This window comes from Thiocapsa bogorovii (genome assembly GCF_021228795.1).
GTDB lineage: Bacteria > Pseudomonadota > Gammaproteobacteria > Chromatiales > Chromatiaceae > Thiocapsa > Thiocapsa bogorovii.
The window spans coordinates 3,688,168-3,715,000 of the sequence record NZ_CP089309.1 but is presented as its reverse complement, the minus strand read 5'-3'; the positions used below and the strand labels follow the sequence as shown (position 1 = coordinate 3,715,000).

Sequence of the window (26,833 nt, the reverse complement as noted above, 5' to 3'; positions counted from 1 at the left end):
CGTGGTAGCCTGCGAAAAGCCTCGGGGAGTCGGCAAACAGACTTTGATCCGGGGATGTCCGAATGGGGAAACCCACCTGCCATCAGGCAGGTATCGTGCACTGAATTCATAGGTGTACGAGGCGAACCCGGGGAACTGAAACATCTCAGTACCCGGAGGAACAGAAATCAACCGAGATTCCCTCAGTAGCGGCGAGCGAACGGGGATTAGCCCTTAAGCGCGGTCAAGAGTAGCGGAACGGTCTGGAAAGTCCGGCGATACAGGGTGATAGCCCCGTACGCGAAACTCTTTTCCGGGTGAAATCGAGTAGGGCGGGACACGAGATATCCTGTCTGAACATGGGGGGACCATCCTCCAAGGCTAAATACTCCCTACCGACCGATAGTGAACCAGTACCGTGAGGGAAAGGCGAAAAGAACCCCGTTGAGGGGAGTGAAATAGAACCTGAAACCGTCTGCGTACAAGCAGTGGGAGCCCCTTCGGGGGTGACTGCGTACCTTTTGTATAATGGGTCAGCGACTTACTTCTCAGTGGCAAGCTTAACCGAAGAGGGGAGGCGTAGCGAAAGCGAGTCTGAACAGGGCGATTCAGTCGCTGGGAGTAGACCCGAAACCGGGCGATCTACCCATGGCCAGGGTGAAGGTGCGGTAACACGCGCTGGAGGCCCGAACCGGGATCTGTTGAAAAAGATTCGGATGAGCTGTGGGTCGGAGTGAAAGGCTAATCAAGCCCGGAGATAGCTGGTTCTCCCCGAAAGCTATTTAGGTAGCGCCTCGTGTATCACTGCCGGGGGTAGAGCACTGTTTCGGCTAGGGGGCCATCCCGGCTTACCAAACCGATGCAAACTCCGAATACCGGCAAGTGCAATCACGGGAGACAGACGGCGGGTGCTAACGTCCGTCGTCAAAAGGGAAACAACCCAGACCGCCAGCTAAGGTCCCTAAATCATGGCTCAGTGGGAAACGATGTGGGAAGGCCCAGACAGCCAGGAGGTTGGCTTAGAAGCAGCCATCCTTTAAAGAAAGCGTAATAGCTCACTGGTCGAGTCGGCCTGCGCGGAAGATGTAACGGGGCTTAAGCCATGTACCGAAGCTGCGGATGCGTACTTGTACGCATGGTAGGGGAGCGTTCCGTAGGCCGTTGAAGGTGTGCTGTAAGGCATGCTGGAGGTATCGGAAGTGCGAATGCTGACATGAGTAACGACCAAGGGGGTGAAAATCCCCCTCGCCGAAAGCCCAAGGTTTCCTGCGCAACGTTCATCGGCGCAGGGTGAGTCGGCCCCTAAGGCGAGGCCGAGAGGCGTAGTCGATGGGAAGCAGGTTAATATTCCTGCACCAGACCGAACTGCGATGGGGGGACGGAGAAGGCTAGGCCAGCCGGCAGTTGGTGTCCGGTTTAAGCGTGTAGGCAGGACCCTTAGGCAAATCCGGGGGTTCAATGTCGAGACGTGACGACGAGTCTCCACGGAGACGAAGTGGTTGATGCCATGCTTCCAGGAAAAGCCTCTAAGCTTCAGGTTCGGTGTGACCGTACCCCAAACCGACACAGGTGGGCAGGGTGAGAATCCCAAGGCGCTTGAGAGAACTCTGGTGAAGGAACTAGGCAAAATAGTACCGTAACTTCGGGAGAAGGTACGCCCCTGGTAGGTGAAGGTCCTTGCGGCCGGAGCCCAGAGGGGTTGCAGTGACCAGGCCGCTGCGACTGTTTATTAAAAACACAGCACTCTGCAAACGCGTAAGCGGACGTATAGGGTGTGACGCCTGCCCGGTGCCGGAAGGTTAAGTGATGGGGTCATCTTCGGAGAAGCTCTTGATCGAAGCCCCGGTAAACGGCGGCCGTAACTATAACGGTCCTAAGGTAGCGAAATTCCTTGTCGGGTAAGTTCCGACCTGCACGAATGGCGTAACGATGGCGGCGCTGTCTCCACCAGAGACTCAGTGAAATTGAAATCTCGGTTAAGATGCCGAGTACCCGCGGCTAGACGGAAAGACCCCGTGAACCTTTACTACAGCTTTGCACTGGACGTTGAACCGACTTGTGTAGGATAGGTGGGAGGCTTTGAAGCGGTGACGCCAGTTGCCGTGGAGCCGACCTTGAAATACCACCCTGGTCTGTTTGACGTTCTAACCTCGACCCGTCATCCGGGTCAGGGACAGTGCATGGTGGGTAGTTTGACTGGGGCGGTCTCCTCCCAAAGCGTAACGGAGGAGCACGAAGGTACCCTAATCCCGGTCGGAAATCGGGAGTTTAGTGCAAAGGCATAAGGGTGCTTGACTGCGAGACGCACACGTCGAGCAGGTACGAAAGTAGGTCTTAGTGATCCGGTGGTTCTGTATGGAAGGGCCATCGCTCAACGGATAAAAGGTACTCCGGGGATAACAGGCTGATACCGCCCAAGAGTTCATATCGACGGCGGTGTTTGGCACCTCGATGTCGGCTCATCACATCCTGGGGCTGAAGTCGGTCCCAAGGGTATGGCTGTTCGCCATTTAAAGTGGTACGCGAGCTGGGTTTAGAACGTCGTGAGACAGTTCGGTCCCTATCTGCCGTGGGCGTTGGAGACTTGAGGGAAGCTGCTCCTAGTACGAGAGGACCGGAGTGGACGAACCCCTGGTGTTCCGGTTGTCACGCCAGTGGCACTGCCGGGTAGCTATGTTCGGACGGGATAACCGCTGAAAGCATCTAAGCGGGAAGCCCCTCCCGAGATGAGGTCTCCCTAGGCACTCGATGCCTCTGAAGGTCCGTCGAAGACCACGACGTTGATAGGCGGGATGTGGACGCGCGGCAACGCGTGAAGCTAACCCGTACTAATTGACCGTGCGGCTTGACCATATAACACCCAAGCGCGTTGCGCCGGGTGTCGACCTCTCCCGCAACTGCGATCTCACCGAACAGGACGCGTCCCCCGAACGGGGCGCGACCGCCCGTTTTCCTGGCGGCCATAGAACACTGGAACCACCTGATCCCATCCCGAACTCAGACGTGAAACGGTGTCTCGCCGATGATAGTGTGGGGCCTCCCCATGCGAACGTAGGTCACCGCCAGGGCCTTACACCCAAACCCCCGCCTCAACCAGGCGGGGGTTTTTTTTGTGCCCGAGGAAAAGACGTCTCGACAGAAACCCGGTATCCTGATGCCGATTGAATCTGTCATCCAGACCAACGATCCAAACCGCGTCCAGAGCGAGAGGCTAAATTTTCGAGTGAGCTCGACGTTTGGTGCATCCAGGGCCTTTAGCGGAGCGCGGTTTAAAATGCTACATTTTTTCATATCTTAAACCGTGCGGACTTCAGCAGTCGTCAAGTCTGCCGGGGCCGACCCCATCCAAAAACATCGCATACCGCGCTGGGCGCGGTTTAAGGCGGATCGAATGCAATTCATCGACTTGAAGTCACAGTATCGACTGATCGAAGACGACGTGAGGGCCCGCATTCATGCGGTCTTGGAGCACGGGCAATACATCATGGGACCCGAGGTCGAAGCGCTGGAGATCGCGCTCGCCGAATTCGTCGGCACGCGGCACTGCATCGGTCTTTCGAGCGGGACCGACGCCTTGCTCGCGGCCATGATGGCATTGGAGATCGGTCGGGGCGACGAGGTCATCACCACACCGTTCACCTTTATCGCCACCGGGGAGATGATTGCGTTGCTCGGCGTGCGTCCCGTCTTCGTCGACATCGACCCCGCGACCTACAACATCGACCCCGCCCGCATCGAAGAGGCCATCACTGGACGGACCCGAGCCATCATGCCCGTTTCTCTCTACGGCCAATGCGCAGACATGGATGCCATCAATGAGATCGCCGCAAGGCACCGGCTGCCCGTGATCGAAGACGCCGCACAGAGCTTCGGAGCCACCTACAAGGGGAAGCGGTCCTGTGCCCTGTCTTCGATCGGCTGCACGTCATTCTTCCCTTCCAAGCCGCTGGGCGCATACGGCGACGCCGGTGCCTGTTTCACGAACGACGATGATTTGGCGAAAAGGCTGAAAGAGATCAGGAACCACGGTCAAGATCGCCGTTACCACCACCCGCGTCTTGGCCTGAACGGCCGCATCGACACGCTTCAGGCTGCGGTTCTCCTTGCGAAGCTACCCCTGTTTCGGAATGAGGTCGATGCGCGGAGCCGGCTGGGCGCACGCTACTCCGAAATGCTTCAGGCCCGAGGAGCAGTCTCCAGCGAGATCGGCAACGGCGCGGTGTTGACGCCATTCATCGCACCAGGTAACGAATCGGTCTATGCGCAGTACACCATCCAGGTCGACGGGCGCGATCGAGTGGCAGAGACGCTGGCGGCGGAAGGGATTCCGACGGCGGTACACTATCCCGTGCCGTTGAACGATCAACCCGTGTTTCAACCCAGTCTGGAGCGGTTCGGAACGCCTGTCAGCGCCCGCGTTGCGCAGCGGGTCATCAGTCTGCCGATGCATCCGTACCTGTCGGATCAGGATCAAGTCGGGATCGCCGATGCGGTCGCAAATGCCGCTGGACTCGGCACCGCTTAAGGTCAGGCGACCAGGGGAATCGAAAGAGAGCAACCCTGGATCTAAACCGAGCCCGCTCAGACGATCGTTGATGGACGAGAGATCGAGTCGCTTGAAGAGAAGGCGGGGCACTCGGGACGCGGCTTAGAGCAACACCAAGTTGTCGCGATGGATCAACTCCTGCTCGTCGAGATAGCCGAGGATCGCCTCGAATCGACTCGACGGCTCGCCCTTGACCCTCTCGACTTCTTGGACATCGTAGTTGACCAAGCCGCGCGCCACCTCGCGTCCCGATTCATCGACGCAGGCAACAACCTCGCCACGGCGGAAGGTCCCCTGGACCTTTTTGACGCCGACGGCGAGGAGGCTCGTCCCCTTCTCGCGCAAGGCGCTCACGGCACCGGCATCGAGCGTGAGACGACCACGAACCTGAAGATGACCGGCCAACCACTGCTTACGCGCCGCCTGAGGCCCCTGGAAGGGCACCAACAAGGTGCCGACGCCCTCCCCTTCGCCGATCCGCCTTAGAACGTCCTCGCCGCGCCCGGGCGCAATCACCGTCGGCGTACCCGAGCGAGCCGCGAGCCGGGCCGCACGGACCTTGGTGACCATTCCACCCGTACCTAGGCCCGTGACGCTGCCGCCCGCGACCTGATCGAGTTGCGGATCGTCGACCCGGGTCTCGGGAATCAAGCAGGCATCGGCGTGCGCGCGTGGATCGCGGTCGAACAGGCCGTCCTGATCCGTCAGGAGGATCAGGAGGTCGGCCTGAATGAGGTTCGCGACCAGAGCAGCCAACGTATCGTTGTCACCGAAGCGCAATTCGTCGGTTGCAACCGTGTCGTTCTCGTTGATGACGGGGATCACACCGAGCTTGAGCAGGGTCCGAAGCGTGCTGCGGGCGTTGAGATATCGGGCCCGATCGGCCAGATCGTCACGGGTCAGGAGCACTTGCGCGGTGTGCAGTCCGCGCGCCTGGAAACAGTCTTCATAAGCACGCACGAGACCCATCTGTCCGATCGCCGCAGCCGCCTGCAGCGCATGGAGGGCTTTGGGACGCGCCGTCCAACCCATCCGCGCCATTCCCTCGGCGACAGCGCCCGAGGACACCAGAACGACCTCGTTGCCCGCCATTCGGCGCGCGCTGATCTGCTCCACCCAAGGCGCCAGCATGCTGCGCTCGAGTCCAGCGCCGTCCCGGGTTAACAAGGCACTTCCGATCTTCACGACCCAGCGACGCGTGAAGGGGATCATGGCGCGCGAAATCATAGGAAAGGTCCAACCAGTTCAGTCGAGCGGATGCCAATCGGTCCGGGGTGATGCAGAATCGCCGTCGCCGCCCGCATCGTGATCTGCTCCGGCCTGCTCGGCGGCCCTAGCGGCAGCCAATGCCTCCAACCGACTCATCAGATCGCCCATCAGCACCGGTGTGCCCTCCCCCGTCAACGCTGAGATCCCGTAGACGGGCAACCTCCACTCGAGTCGGGAGATGATGTCCTCGCGCCGCGCCGCGTACGCGTCGGGGAGAAGCCGGTCGATCTTATTGAGCACCAACCAACGCTCCTTGAGCGCGAGTCCTTCGCCGAACGCTGAGAGCTCCGCCTCGATCTTGCGGACCTGCTCGACGGGATCGACCTCCTCGTCCAAGGGGGCGACATCGACCAGGTGAAGCAGGAAACGTGTGCGCGACAGATGCTTGAGGAAGTGACTCCCGAGACCTGCACCGTCCGCCGCACCCTCGATCACGCCGGGGATATCGGCAATAACGAAGCTGCGGTCGCGGCCAAGCCGAACGACACCGAGGTTGGGATACAGCGTGGTGAACGGATAGTCCGCGACCTTCGGGCGGGCGCTCGAAACCTGGCGGATGAGAGAGGATTTACCGGCATTCGGGAAACCGAGCAAACCGACGTCTGCAAGCAGGATCAGCTCGAGCTGGAGATCTCTGCGCTCGCCCGGTGTTCCGGGAGTGAACTGTCTCGGCGTTCGGTTGGTGCTGGATTTGAACCGAGCATTCCCGATGCCGTGAAAGCCGCCTTGCGCCACCAACATCTGCTGCCCGGACTCCAGAAGCTCGCCGATCAACTCGCCGGTCTCTCGCTCGACAACGCGAGTCCCGACCGGGACCCGGATGACCAGATCGGCACCGGCACGACCGGTCATGTCTCGACCTCTGCCGTTCTGCCCCCGCTCGGCGCGATGAACGCGCTGATAACGCAGGTCGACCAGAGTGTTCAGATTGGCGTCGGCGACCAAGTAGACGCTGCCGCCGTTGCCGCCATCCCCGCCGTTGGGCCCGCCTTTGGGTATATATTTTTCGCGACGAAAGCTGACGCAGCCGCTGCCCCCGTCACCTGCTTCGACCCGAATGAACGCCTCGTCGACGAATTTCATGACTCAAAAGACCTCATCGCCAAAACGAAAAGAGCCCCGCCGAAACGACGAGGCTCGCGAGCCCGTTGCGATGGGTCGGCGCCCGGAACGATCAGGCGGAGCCGACGTCGGCCGGCTTCTCGACCACCGTCACGAACTTCCGATTCTTCGGGCCTTGCTCGACAAAGGTCACGATCCCGTCGCGCAGGGCAAAGAGGGTGTGATCCCGTCCACAGCCGACGTTGACTCCGCCGTGGAATCGGGTCCCGCGTTGGCGAACGATGATGGACCCCGCCTTCACGACCTGCCCACCAAAGACCTTGACGCCGAGCCGTTTGGATTCCGAATCACGCCCGTTGCGTGAGCTGCCGCCAGCTTTCTTGTGTGCCATGGGACTCTCCTCTTCAGCCGGCGCTGATCGCCGTAATCTTCAGGGCCGTGAATGCTTGGCGATGGCCCTGCCGTTTCAGGTGGTGCTTACGCCGCCGAAACTTGACGATCATGACCTTTTTCGCGCGACCGTGGCGTTCCACGGTTGCACTCACTTTACCGCCCTCGACGTAGGGCTTGCCGATCTTGACATCGTCTCCGTCGGCCACCAGTAAGATTTGATCGAAATCGACAACAGCACCCTCGTCGGCAACTATCTTTTCAACCTTAACGGTGTCGCCTTCCGAAACCCGGTATTGTTTGCCACCGGTTTGAATGACCGCGTACATGTCTGAAGATCCCCAAAACCATTCGGCGAGATCGGCGGCAAGCGCCGAAACAAAAGAAGCGGAATACTACTCGACGCGCAAACCACGGTCAAGGACGTTGTCTGGAGGTCGGTCGGAAAGCGCCACCGGACCCGTAACCGGATCCATGAGCGAACCCCCCGACGGCTCCACGACGCAACGACCTCGCAGCCCGCCTCCGACTTGACATGCCCCCATCCCGCACCTAGCATCCGCCGCCACGATCAGTCAGTCCATAGTCACCTCATGGATATCACCGCGCTCCGACAACCCGTCGCCGAAGACGTCAAGGCCGTTGACGCCTTGATCTTGCGCCGACTTCGGTCAGACGTGGTGCTGATCAATCAGATCGGGAACTATATCGTCAACAGCGGCGGCAAACGACTGCGCCCGCTTTCGGTGCTCCTCGCGTCTCGAGCCTGCGGTTACAGCGGTGACCGCCATATCGATATCGCGGCCGTCGTGGAGTTCATCCACACGGCGACCCTCCTGCATGACGACGTCGTCGATGCCTCCGAGCTCAGACGCAACCGCGAAACGGCCAACGTCGTCTGGGGTAACGATGCCAGCGTTCTGGTCGGAGACTTCCTCTATTCGCGCGCGTTCGAGATGATGGTCGATGTCGGGAACATGCGCGTCATGGACATCCTCTCACACGCGACCAACCGGATCGCCGAGGGCGAGGTGCTCCAACTCTTAAATACCCGCGACCCCGACACCGGTCAGGGCCGATACATGGAAGTCATCACGCGCAAGACGGCGACGCTATTCGAAGCGGGGGTGCGCCTCGGTGCCGTACTCGCCGGATCGAACCCCGGGGTCGAGGAGGCCGCAGCGAGCTACGGCCTGAACCTCGGGATCGCGTTCCAACTGATCGACGACGCGCTCGATTACAGTCCGGCAAACGCCGAGCTCGGCAAGAACGTCGGCGACGACCTCGACGAGGGCAAACCCACCCTTCCGGTGATTCGGGCCATGGAAGTCGGAACACCCGATCAAAAGCTCCTCCTGCGCAAGGCCATCGAAGAGGGCGGTCGTGAGCATATGGAATCCGTGGTAGCGGTGATTGCGTCGACCGACGCCATTACCTATACTAAGCGGCTTGCGGAAGACTACGCAGATCAAGCAAAACGTGCACTGCGCGCCTTTCCTCCTTGCCCCGCCACGGAAGCCTTGGCGACACTGGCGGATTTCTCGGTTGACCGCAAGCACTGATTGACCGTTTCGGGGTGTAGCTCAGCTTGGTAGAGCGCTGTCTTCGGGAGGCAGAAGTCGCTGGTTCGAATCCAGTCACCCCGACCAAATCTTCGAATGAATAAGCCGGCGAATGCCGGCTTTTTCGTATTCGAGACACGTCACGCCAAGCTGCGCGGGGCATCCTGCTCATCGCAGGAAGGTTCTGTTCTCGCCGTATGCACTCGACGGCTCCGGCGAATGCCTGATGCGCACGTAGATGCTCGCGAAGACGAGCATCACGTTGATCAGGCCCACAACAATAAAGGGTGCGCGGGGATCGATCCGATCGAAGAGATACCCGCCAACAGGCGTAATCAAGAGAATGCCGATCGCTCCGGCAACGTTGAAGGCACCGAGCACCGAGCCCCGTTGCCCAACCGGTGCCTCTTTCCCGATCAGGGATTGACCGCCGAGGTAGACACTGATCTGCCCGATCCCCAAAAGGATAAAGAAGACCGGTCCGTACGTGGAGAGCGGGTCCTCGAGCGCCAACAGACTCAGATTACCCAAGGCCGCCAGGGCCATGCAGATCGCGAGCCCGGTGACCCTGTCGATCCGATCCAGCAACGGACCGAGAACCGGCGCCCAGACGAGTGCCGAGATCTGCGCCATCACGAAGATCAGGGTCCCGCTCATCACCGCCGAAGCGGACTCCATGCCGGCCGCCTTGGCGGCCAGGGTGCCCCAGAGGACGAGAAAGATCGCGTTGACCGATTGGTCGCCGCGTGCGATGAATGCAGATGAATATGCCAGGAGGATGCGCGGATTACGCCCGTGCGCAAACCCGCCGACCAAGAGCTCGCGCACGCTTGGACGATCTTGGAGACGCACGGGAACACCCGGTTTAAGACCCCACAGGAGCAATACAGCAACCGCGACGGCGAGGCCCGCGACGATAAAATGGGTCAACCTTCCCGCGGTGACGCCGTCGAAACCCGCCCCGGTGAAGACCTTCGGCATGGCACCGAGACCTTGACTGATGAGGACGACACCCAAGCCGCTCATGACACCGACGATGGCCACCAACTTGCCGCGGGAGCGTTCTGCTGGATAATCGGCAAGGACGGTCGACAACCCGCCCGCGACCGCGACCACACCGATCGCATAGAGGACCCGGTACACATAGAGCGCCTCGACCGACTCCGCCAGCGGATAGAGGACATAGGTCAACGCCAGGACCAGAAACCCCGACGCGTAAACCCCTCGGCGACCGATTCTGTCCATGAGAACGCCGGCCGGCAGAAAGAGCAACAGGGTCACGATCTCGGTGAGGAACACAAGGTTGCCGCTGATCGCGCCTTGCTTGGATTCCGGAACCCCGAGATGCTCGTTGAGGATGTAGGTCTGGCCGATGGAGATGAAGATCATCAACCCGATCGAGAAGAAGGCAGCCGCCAAGAAGGTCCAGCCGTTCCGAGGCAGAACGGAGGGCGCCAAATGGATCGGGCCGATCCGGTAGGTCCGGTCGAGGTCGGGCATCTGCGGATCTCCGGCGATGGGCCATTGCAGTGAGGACAGTCGGGCCGGCATTATCCCATCAGGCGATGGATGCGGATACTCCGTTTGAAGACCGGCACGGCAACGACTCACGATGCCTGCCACGAGCGGGTCTGCGAGAACAGCCCGCAGTCCCGAAATTCGACCGCACACCCAACGATCACCATTGATGCCCAAATGGACATGAGGCCAGAGCCACCGATCGCTTTGCCCACTCCGACCCGATGGATCTGGCTTCCGATCACCTGGAGCCCCACGACACTCGTGCTCGCATCCGAGCCCGCGGCGGCGACTTGGCCAGCGTCCATCGCGATGGTCACGACGCTGACACTGACCTTCCTGGTTGTCGTTGCGGTCGCCGCGGCCCGGCATTTCCGGCGACTGCGTCGCGACATCGCCGCCGAGCTCACGCAGGCACGAGAGGCACACGCCGCGCTCGAAGAGCGCTTGACTCGAACCGAACGCTTGGTCGAAGAGACACAACGGCTCGGGCACCTCGGAACCTGGGAGTGGGATGCCGAGAACGACCGACTCAAGTGGTCCGCTGAGGTCTATCGCATCTTCGCGATCCCGCCCGAGAGCTTCCCGGGCAACTACAAAGGCTTCCTCGACTGCGTTCACCCGGACGACCGGAGTCGGGTCGAGCGTGCTGTTCGGGCGGCCATCGCCGGGACCCGGGACTACGACTGCGAGCACAGAATTCTGCTGCCGGACGGCGAGGTACGTTACCTCCACGAGCGCGCGACGCTGACCCGCGAGCACGGCCGTCCGACGCACATGACCGGAACGGTACGCGATGTCACCGAGACCCGACGCGCCTGGATGCTTCAGGAAAGCCGCATTCGCATCATGGAGTTGATCGCCGACGGCGCTCCCGTGCAGGAGGCGCTCGATGCGATCGCCACGTCGATCGAGACGCTCGACCAGACCCTCATGTGCTCGATCATGTTGATGGACAGCGCGACACACCGCCTGCGCGTCGGCACGGCGCCGAGCCTTCCGGAGCGACTCGTCGAGGCGATCGACCGCCTGACGAACGAACCGGCCAACGGAACGGCCGCCCGCCCGAGCGGCGAGCCTCTGGTCGTCGCGGACGTTCTCTATCATCCGTACTGGCAGTCGCTGGCAGGGATCACGCAAGAGAGCGGTGTCCGAAGTTTCTGGTCCGAGCCGATTCGCGATGTCGGCGGAAACATCTTGGGAACCTTCGACATCTATTCGCGGGCACCCGGAAAACCCGATGCAGAACAGTTGATGTATATCGCGCAGGGCGCTGCGCTGGTCGCGGTCGCCTTGCAGCAAGCACGTGATCGCGCCGCGCGGATCGCCGCGGAGGAACGCGCCCGCCTACTCTTGGAGTCGACGAGCGAAGGGGTGTTCGGGCTCGATCCCGACGGCGTGACGACCTTCATCAACCCCACCGGCGCACGCCTGTTGGGCTACGACCCGAACGACCTCGTCGGAAAGCCTTGCCCCGCCGTTACCCATGACGGCCCGGAAGAAGGCGACAGCGACGCGACCGCCTGCCGCATGCTCTCCGTGATGCATACCGGCAAGGACATCGTGGTCAGCGACGAGGTCCTGCAGCGACGTGACGGTACGGCGTTTCCCGTCGAGTATCGCGCCACGCCGATCCGCGTCGGCGACTCCGCGATGGGCGTCGTCGTCACCTTCCACGACATCACCGAACGCAAACGCACCGAGGAGCAGATCCTGCGACTCGCCTACTACGACAGCCTCACCGGCCTGCCCAATCGCACCCTTTTCAAAAGCCAGCTCACCAAGCGCCTCACCTCGGTCCGGCGCGCCGATAAGGGCTTTGCGCTGCATTTTCTCGATCTCGACCGCTTCAAAGAGGTCAACGACACCCTAGGTCACCCCGTTGGCGATCTGCTCTTAAAGGAGGTCGCCCAGCGCCTGTCGACCCTCGTTCGCGGCATGGACACGGTCGCACGATTCGGCGGCGACGAGTTCGCGGTCATTCAACCGGATGCGCAAAGCATCTCGGATGCTGCCACCTTGGCCGCGAAGATCGTCGAGCACCTGAGTCGGCCCTATTCGATCGACGGCCATGCCATCACTTGTGGAGCAAGCGTCGGTGTCGTCTTCATTCCCAAGCCGGATATCGACCTGGAAACCCTCCTCGGCCGGGCCGATGTCGCCCTCTACAAGGCGAAGAACAACGGACGCGGCAGCTACGCATTCCACACCGACGCCATGACACGGCAGGTCCGCCGCGATGCAGCCCTGACGGATCGGATCGACCAGGCCGTGCGCAGCGGCGAGCTCTTTCTGCACTACCAGCCACAGGTCGAGCTCGCGAGCGGGCGGATCACGGCGGTCGAGGCACTGGTGCGCTGGCGCCATCCGGTCGAAGGCATCCTGCCGCCCGGTGATTTCGTGCATCTCGCCGAACGCCGGGGATTGTTCCATGTCCTCGGCAGTTGGGTGCTGAGCACGGCGGCGCGCGAGGCACGCCGTTGGGATGACCGGGGCCTCGCCTTCGGTCGGATCAGCGTCAATGTCTCGCCCCAGCAGGTCCGCGCCGGCTGTCTCGCCGATGATGTCCTCGCAACGGCCGAGGAGACAGGGATCGACCCCGCCCGGCTCGAGCTCGAGCTCACCGAGACCGCAATGATGGAGTACGGCGAACACTATCGCACCCAGATTGCCGTGCTCCGGGATCTCGGCGTTCGGCTTGTTCTCGACGACTTCGGTACCGGCTTCTCGTCCCTGACCTATCTGCGTCGGTCCGCGGTCAGCACGCTCAAGATCGACCGTCAATTCGTCCTCGACCTCGACGACAACCCCGAGTCCGTCGAAACCGTTCAGGCCTTGCTTGCGGTCGCGCGGGCACTCGACCTCGACACGGTGGCGGAGGGCGTGGAGACCCGCGAGCAAGCCGAGCGCTTGGAGGCGATGGGGTGCCGGTGCGGGCAGGGGATGTGGTTCGCGCCTCCAATGGAGGCCAAGGCCGTCGAACGACACCTGAGAGCGGGGTTTATTCGACCCGAATCAGACGACGACCGACTGCCGACATAGCGCAGCAAGGCACGTACCGCAGGAAGCTTCGCGGGGGGCTTGTCCCTCCGACCGGTCCGATCGGCGCCCTGGTCGGATTGGCCGACAAGCCGCGCGTTGACCTCCGGCAAAACGGCTGGCTATCGGGAAGCCGCCGCGAGCGCCTCGTCGCTCGACGTCGACGCACCTTGGGCGAGACGCTCGAGATCGCGGTCACGCATGCCGAGCAGATAGAGGATCCCGTCGAGCCCGACGTTCGCGATGGCGTGACGCGCCTGCTTGGTCACGATCGGCTTGGCATGAAACGCGATCCCCAGGCCGGCGATCGCAAGCATCGGCAGATCGTTGGCGCCGTCGCCCACGGCAATGACCTGCTCCAAGCGAATCCCTTCGCGGGCCGCAATCTCCCGCAGCAACTCGGCCTTGCGCGCCCCGTCGATGATCTCGCTCGAGACCGTGCCGGTCAGTTTTCCGTCGCGAAATTCCAGCGAATTCGCATAAACGTCGTCGATCCCGAATCGACCCTTCAGGTGCTCGGCGAAATAGGTAAAGCCGCCGGAAAGGATGGCAATGCGATAGCCGAGCTGCTTGAGACTCGCGATGAGCCTGTCGGCGCCCTCGGTGATCGGCAGGCGCTCCGCAATCTCGCCGAGGACAGACTCGTCGAGTCCTTCGAGCAGTGCGATACGGCGCCGGAAGCTCTCCTTGAAGTCGAGCTCGCCGCGCATCGCGGCCTCGGTAATGGCCGCGACCTCGGGTCCGACACCGGCTGCCGCGGCCAGCTCGTCGATCACCTCGGTTTGGATCAGGGTCGAGTCCATATCGAAACAAACCAGACGGCGGTTGCGCCGAAAGATATCGTCCTCCTGCACCGCGACATCCACATCCAGGATCTGTCCGAGCGCAAGCAAACCTGCGTGCAGCTCGGAGAGATCCGCTACCGCACCGCGGACCGAAAGCTCCACGCAGGCAAGCGGATGGCGCTCCGGCACACGCCGCGAGATCCGCCCCGTCAGTCGGGAAATCCGATCGACGTTGAGGCCGTATTCGGCGACCACGGCGGCAACCCGCGCGATATGCTCAGAATCGATCTCGCGGCCCAGAAGGGTGAGGATATGCCGCGGTTGCCCCTGCTCGGCAACCCAGTCTTCGTAGGCGTCGGGATCGATCGGCGTAAACCGAAGATCCAGCCCCATGCCGTGGGCGGTGAATAACAGATCGCGAAACACCGGGCAGGATGCGCTGTCCGCCGGTAGCTCGACGAGGAGACCGAGCGCCAAGGCATTGTGGATGGTCGACTGGCCGATATCGAGGATCGGCACCCGATACCGTGCCAGGATTTCGGTCAGGGCCGCAGTGATCCCCGGACGGTCCTCGCCCGAGACGTTGATGAGGACGATCTCGCTCATGCGGTTTCCATTGCGCGTGGATTCTACGAAATGTTCGGATTGAGCAAACCGGCGCAGTCTATACCGAACGCGCGCGCAGGAGTGGGATGCGCTGAACGCGCGCCCGCGCCTTCCTCCACCCGACCGGTATCAGCTCTGTTGCGGGACCTCGAGGACCGTTTGGGTCAAGTCGATACAGCCCGTTCTGAAGCCGGTCTCGCAATAGGCCAAATAGTAATCCCACATCCGCCGGAAACGCGCATCGTACCCGAGCCGGGCCACCTCCTGATCCACCGCATGGAAGGCGAGACGCCAACGTCGAAGGGTCTCGGCATAGTCGAGGCCGAACCACGCGGTCTCCCGAATCAGAAGATCCGCATCCTTCGCCTCGCGTGTCATGCGCTCGGGTGTGGGCAGCATCCCGCCCGGGAAGATATAGAGCTGAACGAAATCCGGTTGCTTGCGGTAGACCGGGAAATCGTCCTCGTTGATGGTGATGACCTGCAAGGCGATTCGACCGCCCGGCCGCACCAACCGACGCAATGCCCGATAGTAGGTCGACCAGAAGGCCTCGCCCACCGCCTCCATCATCTCGATGGAGACCGCGTGGTCGAAGCGACCCTCGATGTCGCGATAATCCTGAAGCCTCAGGTCGACCCGATCGGCAAGACCGGCGGCCTCGAGGCGCTCGCGCGCATAGGCGAGCTGCTCGCGCGAGAGGGTCACGCCGGTCACGCGCAGACCACGCCGCGCCGCCAGCTCCGCAAAACCGCCCCATCCGCAACCGATCTCCAGAACATGCTCGCCGGGCTTGGCGTCCATTGCATCGAGCAATCGGTGATACTTACGCTCCTGGGCCGATTCCAGGCTGTCCCGCGCCGGGTCGGCGAAGAGCGCGGACGAGTAGGTCATACTCGGATCGAGCCAACGCCTGTAGAAGTCGTTGCCCAGGTCGTAATGGTGGGCAATATTGCGGCGACTGTTGATGGGGTGATTGTCGCGCAACCGATGGCTCAACCGATCCCAAAGCCGCGACCAACGCATCCCGCGCGGCCCCACGCCGAGGTGCTCCATGTTGTCGTAGAGGACCTCGAGCAATGCGGCGAGATCGGGCGTCGTCCAATGCCCTTCAACGTAGGATTCGCCGAAACCCACCTCGCCACGGGTCAGCAGTCGTCCAGCCATCTTGAGCGGCGACTGCACCTCCATCGCACCGCTCCCGCCCGGGAACCGGCCGCGATGCAGGGTGGCGCTTCCGTCGGGAAAACGCACCAAGAGCTGGCCGAACGCCAGGTGCCGGCAAAACCCGCCGATCAGGCGGCTCGGCCAGCTCGATCGGCGGGATAAGGGTTCTTCGATCAACTCCTCTGCGGACATCAGGACACCTCCTCTAGGGGCGGAGCTGGCTTGGAATGGTAGCGCCCGCCCTTGAGCCAGATCTTCAAAGCCTGCCAATGGATCATGAGAACGACCTTCAGCGTCAGGAACGGATAGGCGAAGGCGGCGTGCAGCAGCTTGGCGTCGGTGATCGTCTCCGCGGTCCCCTGCTGGACGGCCACCAACATCAATGACGCGTCCTGATACTCGCGGATCACGATCGCGTGTCGATCGCCTTGCCGGGTAAAGCGGAAGTGATAGTCCGCGTTCATGTCGACGAAGGGCGAGACGTGGAAGTCCTTGCGATGCGCGTGACGGATCGGCCAGTCCATCGGCGCACCTTGCTCGTGCAACAGATAGCTGTGGGCCTCGCCGAAGGTGTTGTTGACCTCGCACAGCACCGCGACAGGCCTGTCCGAGTGGTCGAAACACGTCCAGACACTCAAGGGATTGAAGACGAATCCGAGCACACGGGGAAAACACTGCAACTCGATGCGGGCGATCTCCATCTGCTGCCCGCGCAAGCGCAGTCGCTCGAGCAACCAGGGCTTGAGACCACGACCGTCGCGCGCGCCGTGATCACGATCGTAAAACGAGAACAGGTTGAAGCGGTTGTAAGAGAACCAGCGGCAATCGCGCGCGATCTCGCCGACCCGATCGACATCCAGCAACATGCTGAAGACGCGATAGACGAAGCGATAACGCACCGGAAAGAGCCGCCGATGCATGACATCGCCGAAGATCACTCGGCCGGCGACGGCGCTCACGAGGACAACGCCGTCATGCGACTCCGCCGGGACACGGCGCCCGCAACCTCGCCGGCGCTCGACGCGGTCGACGGCGCAGCCGTCTCCCAGGGCGGACGCACATCGAGCCCACGCGCCACATCCACTGCGGCACGCAAGCCGTCCTCGTGGAATCCGTATCCCAGATAAGCCCCGCTGAACCAGATCCGATCGCGGCCTTGGATCTCGCCGATGCGTTGCTGGGCATCGGTGGCGCTCGCGTCGAACATGGGATGCTCGTAGGTCAATTCCGCAAGGATCGAACCGCTGCGCGGTGGCACGCGCGGGTTTAGACTGACGAAGACATCGCGGTCGGACGGTAGATCCTGAAGGCTGTTCATCCAGTAGGTCACCGTCACCGGACGATCGGCGCCCTCGCCCGGCTGTTGGATATAGTTCCACGACGACCAGACCCGGCGGCGTTTCGGCATCAGCGCGGGGTCCGTGTGCAGAAAGACCTGATTGGTCTGATACCGGAAGTCGCCGAGGATATCGCGTTCGACCGGCGTCGGGGTCTCGATCAAAGAGAGTGCCTCGTCGGCATGACACCCCATCACGACCGCATCGAACTGCAAAAGCTCGCCGGCCGCGGTCTCGACCTCGACTCCCTGCTCGCGACGCCGCACTCGCTTAACCGGCGTGTCGGGCAGGCAACGCCCTCGGAACCGGGCCAGGATCGCCTGCACGTAGGCACGACTGCCGCCGCGCACCGTCTCCCAATCCGGGCGATCGACCAGATCGAGCAGACCGTGGTTGGCGAAGAATCGGGCAAAGCTCAGGAAGGGGAAGTCCCGCATGTCTTCGGTGGGACACGACCAGATCGCCGCTGCCATGGGAAGCAAGTAGTGACTGGCGAACCGCTCCGAGTAACGACCACGCCGCAGAAAATCCCCGACCGTCAGGGTATCGCCGGGGTTGGAGTTGATGAAGTTTTTCGCCGCTGCGTTGAACCGCAGAATTTCCTTGATCATCCACAGAAAACGCCAATCCAACAGATTCGAGCGCGCGCCGAACAGTGTATTCAGACTGTCTCCGCCGTACTCGATTCGCCCGCCCTCCAGGCTAGCCGCGAAGGACATGCTGGTCGGATAGGTTGCGACACCGAGATGCTTGAACATCGCGGTCAACAACGGATAGTTGCGCCGATTGAAGACCATGAATCCGGTGTCGACCGGAAAGGCCCCGCGCGGGTCCGGGACATCGAGCGTGTTGCTGTGACCACCGACATACGCATGACGCTCGAGTAGGGTCACCTCGTAACGCGGATCCAGCAGCCAGGCCGCGCCCAGCCCACCAATACCGCCGCCGACGATCCCGATTGTTTTGACTGACATCCGAATTGATCCTTCCGTTTGATCCCGATTACAGGGCCCACAACAGCACGAAGGCTGTTCATGTTTCGTCCAATATTGAAGCGCCGCTCGAACAGCTCAAGAGCCCGACTGACGGGTAGACGAAAACCTTGGAAGGCAGATGGATCCGCCGGGCTCAGACCGAACGCCGCGGCGTTCCGCGGATCAGCTCGTCCATCCCTGACTTTGCGTCGGTCCAGCGCTGCGTGCCGACCTCGCCCGCAGCCAAGAGCTCCATCAGGCCGTAGGCCAGCGGGCGGTGATCGGCGGGCAGATCGAAGAGCTTGGTCAGCTTGAACAGGCAGCCGGCCTTTTGATGCTCAAGCGTGCAGGCAAGGGCGTAGAGCGTCAGCGCCGAGGCGGACTCGGGTGCCGACGCGATCAGCGCCAAGGTTTCGGTCAGCGGGTCGGGTGTATCCATCGTGTTGCGGGTGTGATCTTTGGGGCGACGGACCCCCGAATCCTCCGAATATCGCCGGACTCGGCGCACCGAGCACGGCGAGAGGGGCGACGAGCCCCTGCAACGGCCGTCCTATTCGCCTGCAACCGTCATCTTGTCGACCAGCCAGGAGCCGGTGCGTGTGCTGCCTGAATAATCGTCATCGTTGCCGACTGCCAGCAGGCCCGCGTACATGCGCTTGAGGTTGCCCGCGATGGTGATCTCTTCGACAGGATGTCGGATCTCTCCGCCCTCTACCCAGAAGCCCGCGGCACCGCGCGAGTAGTCGCCCGTGACCGGATTCACGCCGTGCCCCATCAGCTCCGTGACCATCAGTCCGGTCCCCATCTCGCGCAGCAAGGCGGCGCGATCGAGATCACCCATGCCGATGCGCAGGTTGCGCACGCCGCCTGCGTTGCCCGTCGTCGGCATACCCAACCGACAGCCGGAATAGGCATCCAGAAGATACGTCTGCAAAACCCCGTCGGTGATCAGATCCTTGGCGCGCGTCGCCACACCATCCCCGTCGAACGGCGCACTCGAAAGACCCCGCGGCAGGTGCGGCTCTTCATGGATCCGCAAGAACTCCGGGAAGATGCGCTCGCCGAGGTGGTCGAGCAGGAAGCTGGTGCGCCGGTAGATGCTGCCGCCCTGGATCGCCGAGACCAGGCTGCGGATCAGGCCCGTCGCGACCTCGGCACGGAAGAGGACGGGGACCTGACAGGTCGGAATGCGGCGCGACCCGAGCCGGGCAACGGTGCGCTCGGCCGCACGCTCGCCGACCATGCGCGCCGAATCAAGATCGGCCGCTGCCCGAGCACTGGTCCACCAGTGATCGCGTTGCAGGCTCTCGCCCTCCTGACCGATCACGGCGCAGCTGAGCCCGTGCCGACTGGTCGGGTATCCGGCGACAAATCCATGGCTGTTGCCGTAGACCTGGATCCCGGTGTGCGTGGAGAGGCTCGCTCCCTCCGAGTTGACGATCCGCGGATCATAGCCGCGGGCCGAGTCCTCGCAGGCCGCCGCGATCTCGATCGCGTCCTCGACCCCCAGATGCCAGGGATGATAGAGATCCAGGTCCGGGATCTCGGCGGCCAGCAGGGCCGCGTCGGCGAGGTGCGCGCAAGGGTCCTCCTGGGTGTGCTCGGCGATGGCACAGGCGGCCTTCACCGCATCGCGCACCGCGCCGGCACTGAGGTCGGACGTGCTTGCCGAACCCTTGCGGTTTCCGAAATAAACAGTGATCCCGAGGCCGTTGTCGCGCGTGTGCTCGACCGTCTCGACCTCGCCGAGCCGGACCGAGACCTCAAGTCCGGCACTGCTGCCGACCGACGCCTCGGCGGCGGTCGCGCCGCGTCGTTTCGCCTCCTTGAGGAGATCCTCGATCGTCTGTTTCAGGCGGGCGAGGCGATCCGCGGTGTCATCGGTGGCGGCAATCGACATGGCATGTCCTTTGTATGAGAGAGGTTCCGAGCACGGCGTCGGTGGCCTGGTCGTGTCGCGAGAGCGGGCCTCCCCGTCAGGCGCTCGTCCCGCCGACGGTCAGACCGTCGATCCGCAAGGTCGGTTGGCCGACCCCGACCGGGACGCTCTGCCCCTCCTTTCCGCAGGTGCCGACGCCCTGGTCGAGTCGCAGATCGTTACCGATCATGCTCACGCGGGTCAGGACATCCGGACCGTTGCCGATGAGGGTCGCACCCTTCACTGGGCGTCCGACCTTGCCGTTCTCGATCAGATAGGCCTCGCTCGCCGAGAAGACAAACTTGCCCGAGGTGATGTCCACCTGCCCGCCGCCGAAATTGACCGCGTACAAGCCTTTGTCTACCGATGCGATGATCTCTTCGGGATCGCGCTCGCCGGCGAGCATGTAGGTATTGGTCATGCGCGGCATCGGCAGGTGAGCGTAGGATTCGCGGCGACCGTTGCCCGTGGAGTGCGTCCCGGTGAGACGCGCGTTGAGCTTGTCCTGCATATAGGCGCAGAGAACTCCGTCTTCGATTAAGACGGTATTCTGGGTCATGGTCCCTTCGTCGTCGATGTTCAACGACCCGCGCCGACCCGGCAAGGTGCCGTCATCCACGACCGTCACGCCCGGGGCAGCCACCCGCTCGCCGATCCGCCCGGCGAAGGCAGAGCTGCCCTTGCGGTTGAAATCGCCTTCGAGCCCATGCCCGATCGCCTCGTGCAGCAAGACGCCCGGCCAGCCGGATCCGAGCACGACCGTCATAGTCCCTGCGGGCGCATCGCCGGCTTCGAGATTGGTGACCGCAAGGCGCACGGCTTCGCGCGCGAAGGACAGCGCTCGATCCTCGAGGAGGAAATAATCCAAATCGGCTCGGGCACCGCCGCCGCTCGATCCCTGCTCGCGCCGTCCGCCGTCTTCGGCCACGACGCTCACGTTCAGCCTCACGAGGGGGCGCACATCGGCCGACAAGGCGCCATCGTCACCCAACACCAGCACCGTGTCCTGGACGGCGACCACACTGGCGACGACCTCGCGCACACGCGGATCGGCTCGCCGTGCCTCGGCATCGACCCGTTGCAGCAGAGCGATCTTTTCAGGATCGGGCAGGCTGGCGATCGGATTGGTGGGGTCGTAGAGGCTGCGCTTGTTTGCAACCTCGCCGATGCGGACCTGCTCACCCTGCCCGATCCGCGCAATCGCGCGGGCGGCCTCCGCCGCCTGTGCGAGCGCCGGGAAACGCAACTCGTCCGAGTACGCAAAACCCGTCTTCTCCCCGCTGATCGCCCGCAACCCGGCGCCTTGCTCGATGCTGAAGTTGCCGTCTTTGATGATCCCGTCCTCGAGGACCCAGGACTCAAGCCGGCTGGACTGAAAGTAAATATCGGCGGCATCCACCGTGGAGCCGGCGAGCAGTCCGAGTAGACGATCGAGGTCCTGCTCGGTCAATCCCGCGGGCTCGAGGATACTCGTGCGTGCAATCGCAATCGGGTCGGTCGTCATCGGGTGTTGTCGGGCTCCGTCGAGGAGACAGTGTCGCGAACCTGTATGCACGCGGGCCTGTCGGAATAACTTAAAGCTGCGGTCTTAAGCGTGGCATTTCAAACGACGATGGTCGATCGTCGGGAAGTTGCGTCTGACCGAATCCTGATAGTCGTCATCCAGCGCGCAGCAGATGAAGCCCGATCCCCTCGGCACCTGCGCGAGCACGGTGCCCCAGGGATCGACGATCATGCTGTGGCCGTGCGTCTCGCGGCCGTTGATGTGGAAGCCGCCTTGCGCGGCCGCGATCACGTAGGCCAGATTCTCGATGGCCCGGGCGCGCACCAGGGTTTCCCAATGGGCCTTCCCTGTGATGGCTGTAAAAGATGAAGGGATCGCCAGAATCTCCATCCCGCCGTCGAGCATGCGACGAAACATCTCCGGAAAACGCAGATCGTAGCAGACCGCAACACCCATGCGTCCGAATGGCGTGTCGAGGACGAGGGTCTCGCCCCCCGGTTCGATCGTCGCCGACTCCTGATAGCGCTCCCCACCCTCGGGCAGACAGACGTCGAACAGATGCACCTTATCGTAGCGCCCCACCCGCTGGCCGCGATCGTCGAACACCAGACAGGCCGCCCGAGTCTTGCTTGCATCGTGTGCAGCCAGCGGGATGGTCCCGCCGACGAGCCAAACGCCCTGCTGTTTGGCCACACGCGCCAGAAAAGCCTGCAAGGGTCCGTCGCCGTCCTCTTCGCGCAGTGCCAGTTGATCCTGATCGCGTTTGCCCATGAAGGCGAAGTTCTCGGGAAGCACGACGAGACTCGCACCCTTCTCCTTGGCCGCCTTGATGAGGCGCTCCGCCTCGAAGAGGTTGGCGTTTACGTTTGGACCGGTTGCCATCTGGACCGCTCCGACCTTCGGTTTTGTCTTCATGGTCTCTACCGCAATCACTGCTGCCCCGGCAGGCAAAGGGGCGGGCCAATCCGATTCGGCCTGCGATGCGATCCGATCGGCGACTCGGGGGCGAGGGTCGTGGACACGACGGCCGCTCGGGCATGCCCGAGCGGCCCAATGCACCGCGCCGTCACCCTATCGATTCGGAACGATACCACCCCTTCCGGTCGGCCGAAACAATCCCGCTCGACCGGGCTCAATCCAGAAAGTGATTCGGCGCCGGCGGCGTCGGCGCGGCCTCGGGCGAAGGCGAGGTTGATGACTCCGCACCGACCGCCGGATCCCAGCCGACCCGGCTGACGTCCGGATTACTCCAGGGCCCGCTCACTCGGTAGCGGTAACGCCCGAGACGGTCGATCGCATTGCCCGCAATCCGATCGACCAGATAGACGGCGGCTCCCACGACCGGACCGCCGGCAACCGCGCTGGCCAGCGCAACGCTCGAGCCGATCCGCGGTTCCACGACGACACTCTGGTCGAAACGCTGATTCACCAAATCGCTCGACCCGCTGACGATTACCTTGCTCGCCGGGCCCTCGATGGTGAAGTCGTCTAAGGCCGCCTTGCCGTCGGCGATCCGAACCCGACCCCGCATCTCCTCGAAGGCAAAGCCCTGGCCATAGAGATCGGTGAAGTCCATCGACAGACGCCGCTTCAAGGCACTGAGGTTCAGGAACCCGAGCACCCGCCCGACCCCGGGCTCGACCTCCAACAGCCGTCCCGAGCCCACCTCGACATCCACGAAACCGAGTGCCCGCGCCAGCTCGAAGTCGCCGAATCCGCCCGGCCAATCAAGCATCAACTGCGCCTGCATCGGCGCACCCTCGAGGCGATTCTGCGAATCCAGCGCCCGAAGCAAGACACCCGAGTCGAGGGACTCGACACGCATCGAGAGCGCGCTGCGACCTCCGCCGTCGGACGCCCTCCATGCCCCATCGCCCTCGGCGGAGACCAGCCCGTCGCCGAGCAGCCGGATGCTCGGCAGGCGCAGGCCCAGCAGGTCCGAGCGCAGGTCGATCTCCAGCGTTCCCAGCACGGCATCGCCCCAACTCAGGCGTGCGATTCGCACGTCGATGGGACGAAGGCCGCGGAACGGCTCGTCCACGAGCACGACCGAAGGCTCGGATTGAACCTTCTCCGGCGCATCCTGAAAGGCAAGCAGATCGAGCCGCTCCAGAGCGATACGCACGGGCACATCGCTCGTCGCCGGGATTTCGACCGCGCCTGCGAGCTCGTCGGCTCGCACGGCAACCTCCCAGCCCTTGCGCAACGACCCCGTGTCGATCGGCGTGAGACGCAGGTCGACTTCGCTCAAACGCGGTCCGCCCAACCCGAGGCGATCGATCCGCAGATCGGCGCCACGAAGCCACGCCGGCGGGCCAGTCGCCCGCGGCGACTCGTCGTCCTGCTTCCCGATCGAGAGCGCCTCCAGTCGCCCCAACCATTCGACCAGGTCGAGATCGGCCAAGCGCCCGTCCAAGAAGACGCCCTCGCCCTGGGGCGACGGCGCGGTCTCGCTGCCGAGACGCACATGGGCCCGCATCGCGGGTACCGGCGACACACCGAGATCGAACATCAGCTCGCCGGCCACCTCGCCCAGATGACCGGCAACGCGCAGCGACCGTCCCGGCACCAGCTCACCGACAAGATCGAGATCGCGCCTCGCCGAGGCGCTCTTGCCCAAGGGCGCCGGCAGGTCGATTGCGAGCCCCTTCAACGGCGAGGCCAGACGATACTCGAGCGGCAGCGCTGCGGAGCGCACGTCGCGGTTGCGGATGGTCACGTCGAGATTCCAGTCGATCTCGCCGCTCACGAGCTCCCAAGAAGGGCTCGGAAAGCGCCGCGCGAGCTCCCTCGCGGGCGTGCGGGCCCGCGCCGCGATCCGTGTGACCGAGGCGTCCGCAACACCCGGTTTCAGGGTGGCGATGGAAAGACCCACCGGCCGGTCCCAGAGCACCGCTTCGAGCGCCTCCGAGGCAAGGCTCTTCTCGGTGAAAGTCACCTCGCCGCCAAGCCGCGAAAGCTCGACCGCCGTGTCTCGAATCGCCAGGGTCGCCGGCTTCGGCCAGGACAGACGACCCTCCACACCAAGCTCCCTGCCCTTGATGAAGGGCAGATCGATCGCGAGCCGGAGCCGCGAGTCGCCGCTGACCTCAAGGCTCCCGGCGAGCCGCCCCAGATCCTTCGCCAAAGGGGTCTCGATCAATGCGCGCAGACCGTCGGAGAAGGGGCCCTCGGTCTCGCCGACAATCGCCATGCCCGGCGCTCCCCAGAGCTCCGGGATCTCCGCGTGCGCACGGACGAGTCGACTGTCGAGGATGCGACCTCGGTCGAGCTCGATCGCGAGGGCCTGGCCGACAAAGCGAAGCCGCCCGGCCGCGTTCCGGATCTCGGGCCAGTCGTCCAGGTAGTCGAGGACCGCATCCTCGATCTCGAGCAGCAGCTCGAACCGCCCGTCATGCCCACGGAATGGATAGGCTGCGAGCGGACCACGAAAGACCAGATCGGCCTGCGGTATACGGCCTGAGACGACGGCGCGTTCCAACCAGCTCACCAAATCCGGATGCATGATGCCGACCGGCAGATAGGGGCGCACGCGCGAGCCCTCGCCGTCATGAAAACTCGCGCGCAGATCCATTCGGGGGCTGGAACCGTCCGCCGGGAGGTCCAGCGCGAGCCTCGCGCGGCCGGCCAGATCCGCATTCTCGAAGGTCAGATTCCGCGCCGAGATCCGAGCCGCCCCGGAGGGATCGATCCGCCAGTCGAACCATGTGGACAGACGGTCGAGCGCGAGCGGATCGCTGAAGAGCGGACGCAGATCCAGCGCGAGCCCGGCGGAGCCCACGCGGGCCTCACCGCCCTCGCGGTCGGCGCGCAACCGCACCGCAAGCCCGTCGACCCCCGGAAGCGACCCCGAGCGATCCCAGCCGAGGTCGGACACCGCAGCGTTCGCCTGCCAGCGCGGTGGTTGCTCGGGGACCCAGTCGACCCTCAGCAGCGGATCTTCGACACGCCCGTGTGGCTTGAGGGCGATGAGCTCTGACAGGGCCTTCGGCAACGCCCAAGGGGAGACCGCAAGCATGGACGCTGCGGCGGCAAGGTCCAGCGGGGCACTCGCCAGGCGCAATCGCTCGGGCCGTTGCTCCGAATTCAAAAGAAGGTCAAGGTCGAGCCGTGGCAGATCACGGCCCGCTGCACGCCCGTGCAGATCGCCGACCTGCAGATGCCAACCATCGCCACTCGGCCGAGCTCGGATCACCGCGTCCAGATGCTCGACGCGCAGCGCACGCTCCCCGTGCGACGCATCGGTCTGATTCGGCGGCCCCAGACGCAGGCCGGCGAGATCGACCCGAAACAACGCATGCTCCAAACGCCCGGAGCCGATCCGCGACCAACCTTCGATCGCGACGCGGTCGTTGCGGACGTTGACTGCCGAAAACCCATTGCCGCGAAGGATCCCTCCCAAGTCGCCCGCATCCAGGCCGGCATAGACGCGTCCGCTCCAGGCGAGTGGATCGGCCGACGGACCGGAGAGCTCGGCGATCAGGTCCAGACGGTTCGGGCCGGGATCGCCCCATATCGACGCTGCGGCGGAACCGAGCGGCAGAAGCCCCGCGCTTGCGCTCAAGATGTGGCGATCGCCGTCGTTGACGAGACGCAGTCTGGCGTTCGTCAGCCGCAGCCCCTCGAGCAACGTCTCGGGTCGATCGTCGCGCATCAGTATTTCGCCCAAGTGCAGCTCGACCTGAGCTTGCGTCAGCAGAAACTCCAGCGCGCGCGAGTCGCTGCGGCTCAACAGCTCCAGACCATCGAGCTGGAGACGGCCCTTCTGATCCAGACGCATGGCAAGCCGCGAGCCGACAAGGGTGAGGGCGGTGATCTGCGGCACACCCATGCGCAGGGACGCGAGAGGATCAATCCCGATCTCAAGTCCGTCGAGGACGATCACATCCTTGTCGCTGCGAGGATCCGACAGCCGAATGTCGCGCACGCTCAGACGTGGGCCGAGTCCCGAGAGACGCAAAGATGCCGAACCCAGCTCCACCTGATAGCCGAGCCGCTCCCCCAGCATGGCGGCGACCCAGCGATTGTCGGCCTCGGTCAGCGGCAGCGCAAAGCGCGCAGCCGTCGCAGCAAGTGCGGCCAGCACCAGTGCAGTCGTTGCGACCACGACGGCGACCGAGACGAGACGTCGCATGAGACGGTTTGTGCGGGTGTGCGAAACAGGCATGCCGAACGGTCGA

17 protein-coding genes, 1 tRNA gene and 2 rRNA genes (1 of these 20 cut by a window edge) are annotated in these 26,833 nt (G+C 63.4%); 6 read left to right on the top strand and 14 right to left on the bottom strand.

From position 1 onward, the window contains the following. The 3 genes from LT988_RS16605 to LT988_RS16595 form a co-directional block, all read left to right on the top strand. A 23S ribosomal RNA gene (locus LT988_RS16605) occupies positions 1-2,832 on the top strand; it begins 56 nt to the left of the window's first position. A gap of 99 nt (positions 2,833-2,931) precedes the next feature. After that, a 5S ribosomal RNA gene (rrf, locus tag LT988_RS16600) occupies positions 2,932-3,047 on the top strand. Between the two features lie 323 nt (positions 3,048-3,370). Next, positions 3,371-4,504 (top strand): DegT/DnrJ/EryC1/StrS family aminotransferase, encoded by a 1,134-nt coding sequence (locus LT988_RS16595; protein WP_232406650.1) that lies wholly within the window; start codon positions 3,371-3,373, stop codon positions 4,502-4,504. 123 nt (positions 4,505-4,627) lie between these two features. On the opposite strand, the gene proB is transcribed toward LT988_RS16595, so the two are convergent. The 4 genes from proB to rplU form a co-directional block, all read right to left on the bottom strand. Beyond that, positions 4,628-5,752: a glutamate 5-kinase gene (gene proB / locus LT988_RS16590; protein ID WP_232406649.1), complete on the bottom strand. Its 1,125-nt coding sequence runs from the start codon at positions 5,750-5,752 to the stop codon at positions 4,628-4,630. Between the two features lie 18 nt (positions 5,753-5,770). After that, positions 5,771-6,877, bottom strand: coding sequence for an Obg family GTPase CgtA (cgtA, locus tag LT988_RS16585; protein WP_232406648.1), 1,107 nt, complete (start codon positions 6,875-6,877; stop codon positions 5,771-5,773). Positions 6,878-6,968: 91 nt separating this feature from the next. Continuing rightward, entirely contained in the window at positions 6,969-7,247 is a 279-nt protein-coding gene (rpmA, locus tag LT988_RS16580; RefSeq protein WP_232406647.1) for a 50S ribosomal protein L27, read from the bottom strand. A gap of 13 nt (positions 7,248-7,260) precedes the next feature. Beyond that, positions 7,261-7,575, bottom strand: coding sequence for a 50S ribosomal protein L21 (rplU, locus tag LT988_RS16575; RefSeq protein ID WP_232406646.1), 315 nt, complete (start codon positions 7,573-7,575; stop codon positions 7,261-7,263). 264 nt (positions 7,576-7,839) lie between these two features. Here rplU and LT988_RS16570 point away from each other — a divergent pair, with 264 nt between their 5' ends. Then, entirely contained in the window at positions 7,840-8,808 is a 969-nt protein-coding gene (locus LT988_RS16570; RefSeq protein ID WP_232406645.1) for a polyprenyl synthetase family protein, read from the top strand. 10 nt (positions 8,809-8,818) lie between these two features. After that, a tRNA-Pro gene (locus tag LT988_RS16565) sits at positions 8,819-8,895 on the top strand. Positions 8,896-8,976: 81 nt separating this feature from the next. Here LT988_RS16565 and LT988_RS16560 read toward each other — a convergent pair. Further along, positions 8,977-10,308 (bottom strand): MFS transporter, encoded by a 1,332-nt coding sequence (locus LT988_RS16560; RefSeq protein ID WP_232406644.1) that lies wholly within the window; start codon positions 10,306-10,308, stop codon positions 8,977-8,979. 225 nt (positions 10,309-10,533) lie between these two features. Between LT988_RS16560 and LT988_RS16555 the strand changes: the two genes are divergently transcribed. Next, positions 10,534-13,368 (top strand): EAL domain-containing protein, encoded by a 2,835-nt coding sequence (locus LT988_RS16555; protein ID WP_232406643.1) that lies wholly within the window; start codon positions 10,534-10,536, stop codon positions 13,366-13,368. A 119-nt stretch (positions 13,369-13,487) separates the two neighbouring features. Here LT988_RS16555 and serB read toward each other — a convergent pair whose 3' ends face one another. From serB to LT988_RS16510, 9 genes are all read right to left on the bottom strand, one after another. Next, positions 13,488-14,756 carry a phosphoserine phosphatase SerB gene (gene serB, locus LT988_RS16550; RefSeq protein WP_232406642.1) on the bottom strand — a complete coding sequence of 423 codons (1,269 nt, stop codon included), beginning with the start codon at positions 14,754-14,756 and terminating at the stop codon, positions 13,488-13,490. A 129-nt stretch (positions 14,757-14,885) separates the two neighbouring features. After that, positions 14,886-16,112 (bottom strand): SAM-dependent methyltransferase, encoded by a 1,227-nt coding sequence (locus LT988_RS16545; RefSeq protein ID WP_232406641.1) that lies wholly within the window; start codon positions 16,110-16,112, stop codon positions 14,886-14,888. Then, positions 16,112-16,879: a DUF1365 domain-containing protein gene (locus tag LT988_RS16540; protein WP_232406640.1), complete on the bottom strand. Its 768-nt coding sequence runs from the start codon at positions 16,877-16,879 to the stop codon at positions 16,112-16,114. The genes LT988_RS16545 and LT988_RS16540 overlap by 1 nt, the downstream gene beginning before the upstream one ends. Beyond that, a complete protein-coding gene (locus LT988_RS16535; protein WP_232406639.1) occupies positions 16,876-18,231 on the bottom strand; it encodes an NAD(P)/FAD-dependent oxidoreductase in 1,356 nt (451 codons plus the stop codon). The genes LT988_RS16540 and LT988_RS16535 overlap by 4 nt, the downstream gene beginning before the upstream one ends. A gap of 154 nt (positions 18,232-18,385) precedes the next feature. Then, positions 18,386-18,670 (bottom strand): hypothetical protein, encoded by a 285-nt coding sequence (locus LT988_RS16530; RefSeq protein WP_232406638.1) that lies wholly within the window; start codon positions 18,668-18,670, stop codon positions 18,386-18,388. A gap of 111 nt (positions 18,671-18,781) precedes the next feature. Beyond that, entirely contained in the window at positions 18,782-20,131 is a 1,350-nt protein-coding gene (pmbA, locus tag LT988_RS16525; RefSeq protein ID WP_232406637.1) for a metalloprotease PmbA, read from the bottom strand. A 76-nt stretch (positions 20,132-20,207) separates the two neighbouring features. Next, positions 20,208-21,653 carry a metalloprotease TldD gene (tldD, locus tag LT988_RS16520; RefSeq protein WP_232406636.1) on the bottom strand — a complete coding sequence of 482 codons (1,446 nt, stop codon included), beginning with the start codon at positions 21,651-21,653 and terminating at the stop codon, positions 20,208-20,210. Between the two features lie 84 nt (positions 21,654-21,737). Further along, positions 21,738-22,568, bottom strand: a complete 831-nt coding sequence (locus LT988_RS16515; RefSeq protein ID WP_232406635.1) for a carbon-nitrogen hydrolase family protein — start codon at positions 22,566-22,568, stop codon at positions 21,738-21,740. Between the two features lie 217 nt (positions 22,569-22,785). After that, complete coding sequence (locus LT988_RS16510) at positions 22,786-26,787, bottom strand: YhdP family protein (protein ID WP_232406634.1); 4,002 nt, start codon at positions 26,785-26,787, stop codon at positions 22,786-22,788. Between the last annotated feature and the right edge of the window lie 46 nt (positions 26,788-26,833).

What these genes read in the sequence shown, in the direction of transcription:
- LT988_RS16595 (WP_232406650.1), top strand. Translation starts at nt 3,371, where the DNA reads ATGCAATTCATCGACTTGAAGTCACAGTATCGACTGATCGAAGACGAC.
- proB (WP_232406649.1), bottom strand. Translation starts at nt 5,752, where the DNA reads ATGATTTCGCGCGCCATGATCCCCTTCACGCGTCGCTGGGTCGTGAAG.
- cgtA (WP_232406648.1), bottom strand. Translation starts at nt 6,877, where the DNA reads ATGAAATTCGTCGACGAGGCGTTCATTCGGGTCGAAGCAGGTGACGGG.
- rpmA (WP_232406647.1), bottom strand. Translation starts at nt 7,247, where the DNA reads ATGGCACACAAGAAAGCTGGCGGCAGCTCACGCAACGGGCGTGATTCG.
- rplU (WP_232406646.1), bottom strand. Translation starts at nt 7,575, where the DNA reads ATGTACGCGGTCATTCAAACCGGTGGCAAACAATACCGGGTTTCGGAA.
- LT988_RS16570 (WP_232406645.1), top strand. Translation starts at nt 7,840, where the DNA reads ATGGATATCACCGCGCTCCGACAACCCGTCGCCGAAGACGTCAAGGCC.
- LT988_RS16560 (WP_232406644.1), bottom strand. Translation starts at nt 10,308, where the DNA reads ATGCCCGACCTCGACCGGACCTACCGGATCGGCCCGATCCATTTGGCG.
- serB (WP_232406642.1), bottom strand. Translation starts at nt 14,756, where the DNA reads ATGAGCGAGATCGTCCTCATCAACGTCTCGGGCGAGGACCGTCCGGGG.
- LT988_RS16545 (WP_232406641.1), bottom strand. Translation starts at nt 16,112, where the DNA reads ATGTCCGCAGAGGAGTTGATCGAAGAACCCTTATCCCGCCGATCGAGC.
- LT988_RS16535 (WP_232406639.1), bottom strand. Translation starts at nt 18,231, where the DNA reads ATGTCAGTCAAAACAATCGGGATCGTCGGCGGCGGTATTGGTGGGCTG.
- LT988_RS16530 (WP_232406638.1), bottom strand. Translation starts at nt 18,670, where the DNA reads ATGGATACACCCGACCCGCTGACCGAAACCTTGGCGCTGATCGCGTCG.
- pmbA (WP_232406637.1), bottom strand. Translation starts at nt 20,131, where the DNA reads ATGTCGATTGCCGCCACCGATGACACCGCGGATCGCCTCGCCCGCCTG.
- tldD (WP_232406636.1), bottom strand. Translation starts at nt 21,653, where the DNA reads ATGACGACCGACCCGATTGCGATTGCACGCACGAGTATCCTCGAGCCC.
- LT988_RS16515 (WP_232406635.1), bottom strand. Translation starts at nt 22,568, where the DNA reads ATGAAGACAAAACCGAAGGTCGGAGCGGTCCAGATGGCAACCGGTCCA.
- LT988_RS16510 (WP_232406634.1), bottom strand. Translation starts at nt 26,787, where the DNA reads ATGCGACGTCTCGTCTCGGTCGCCGTCGTGGTCGCAACGACTGCACTG.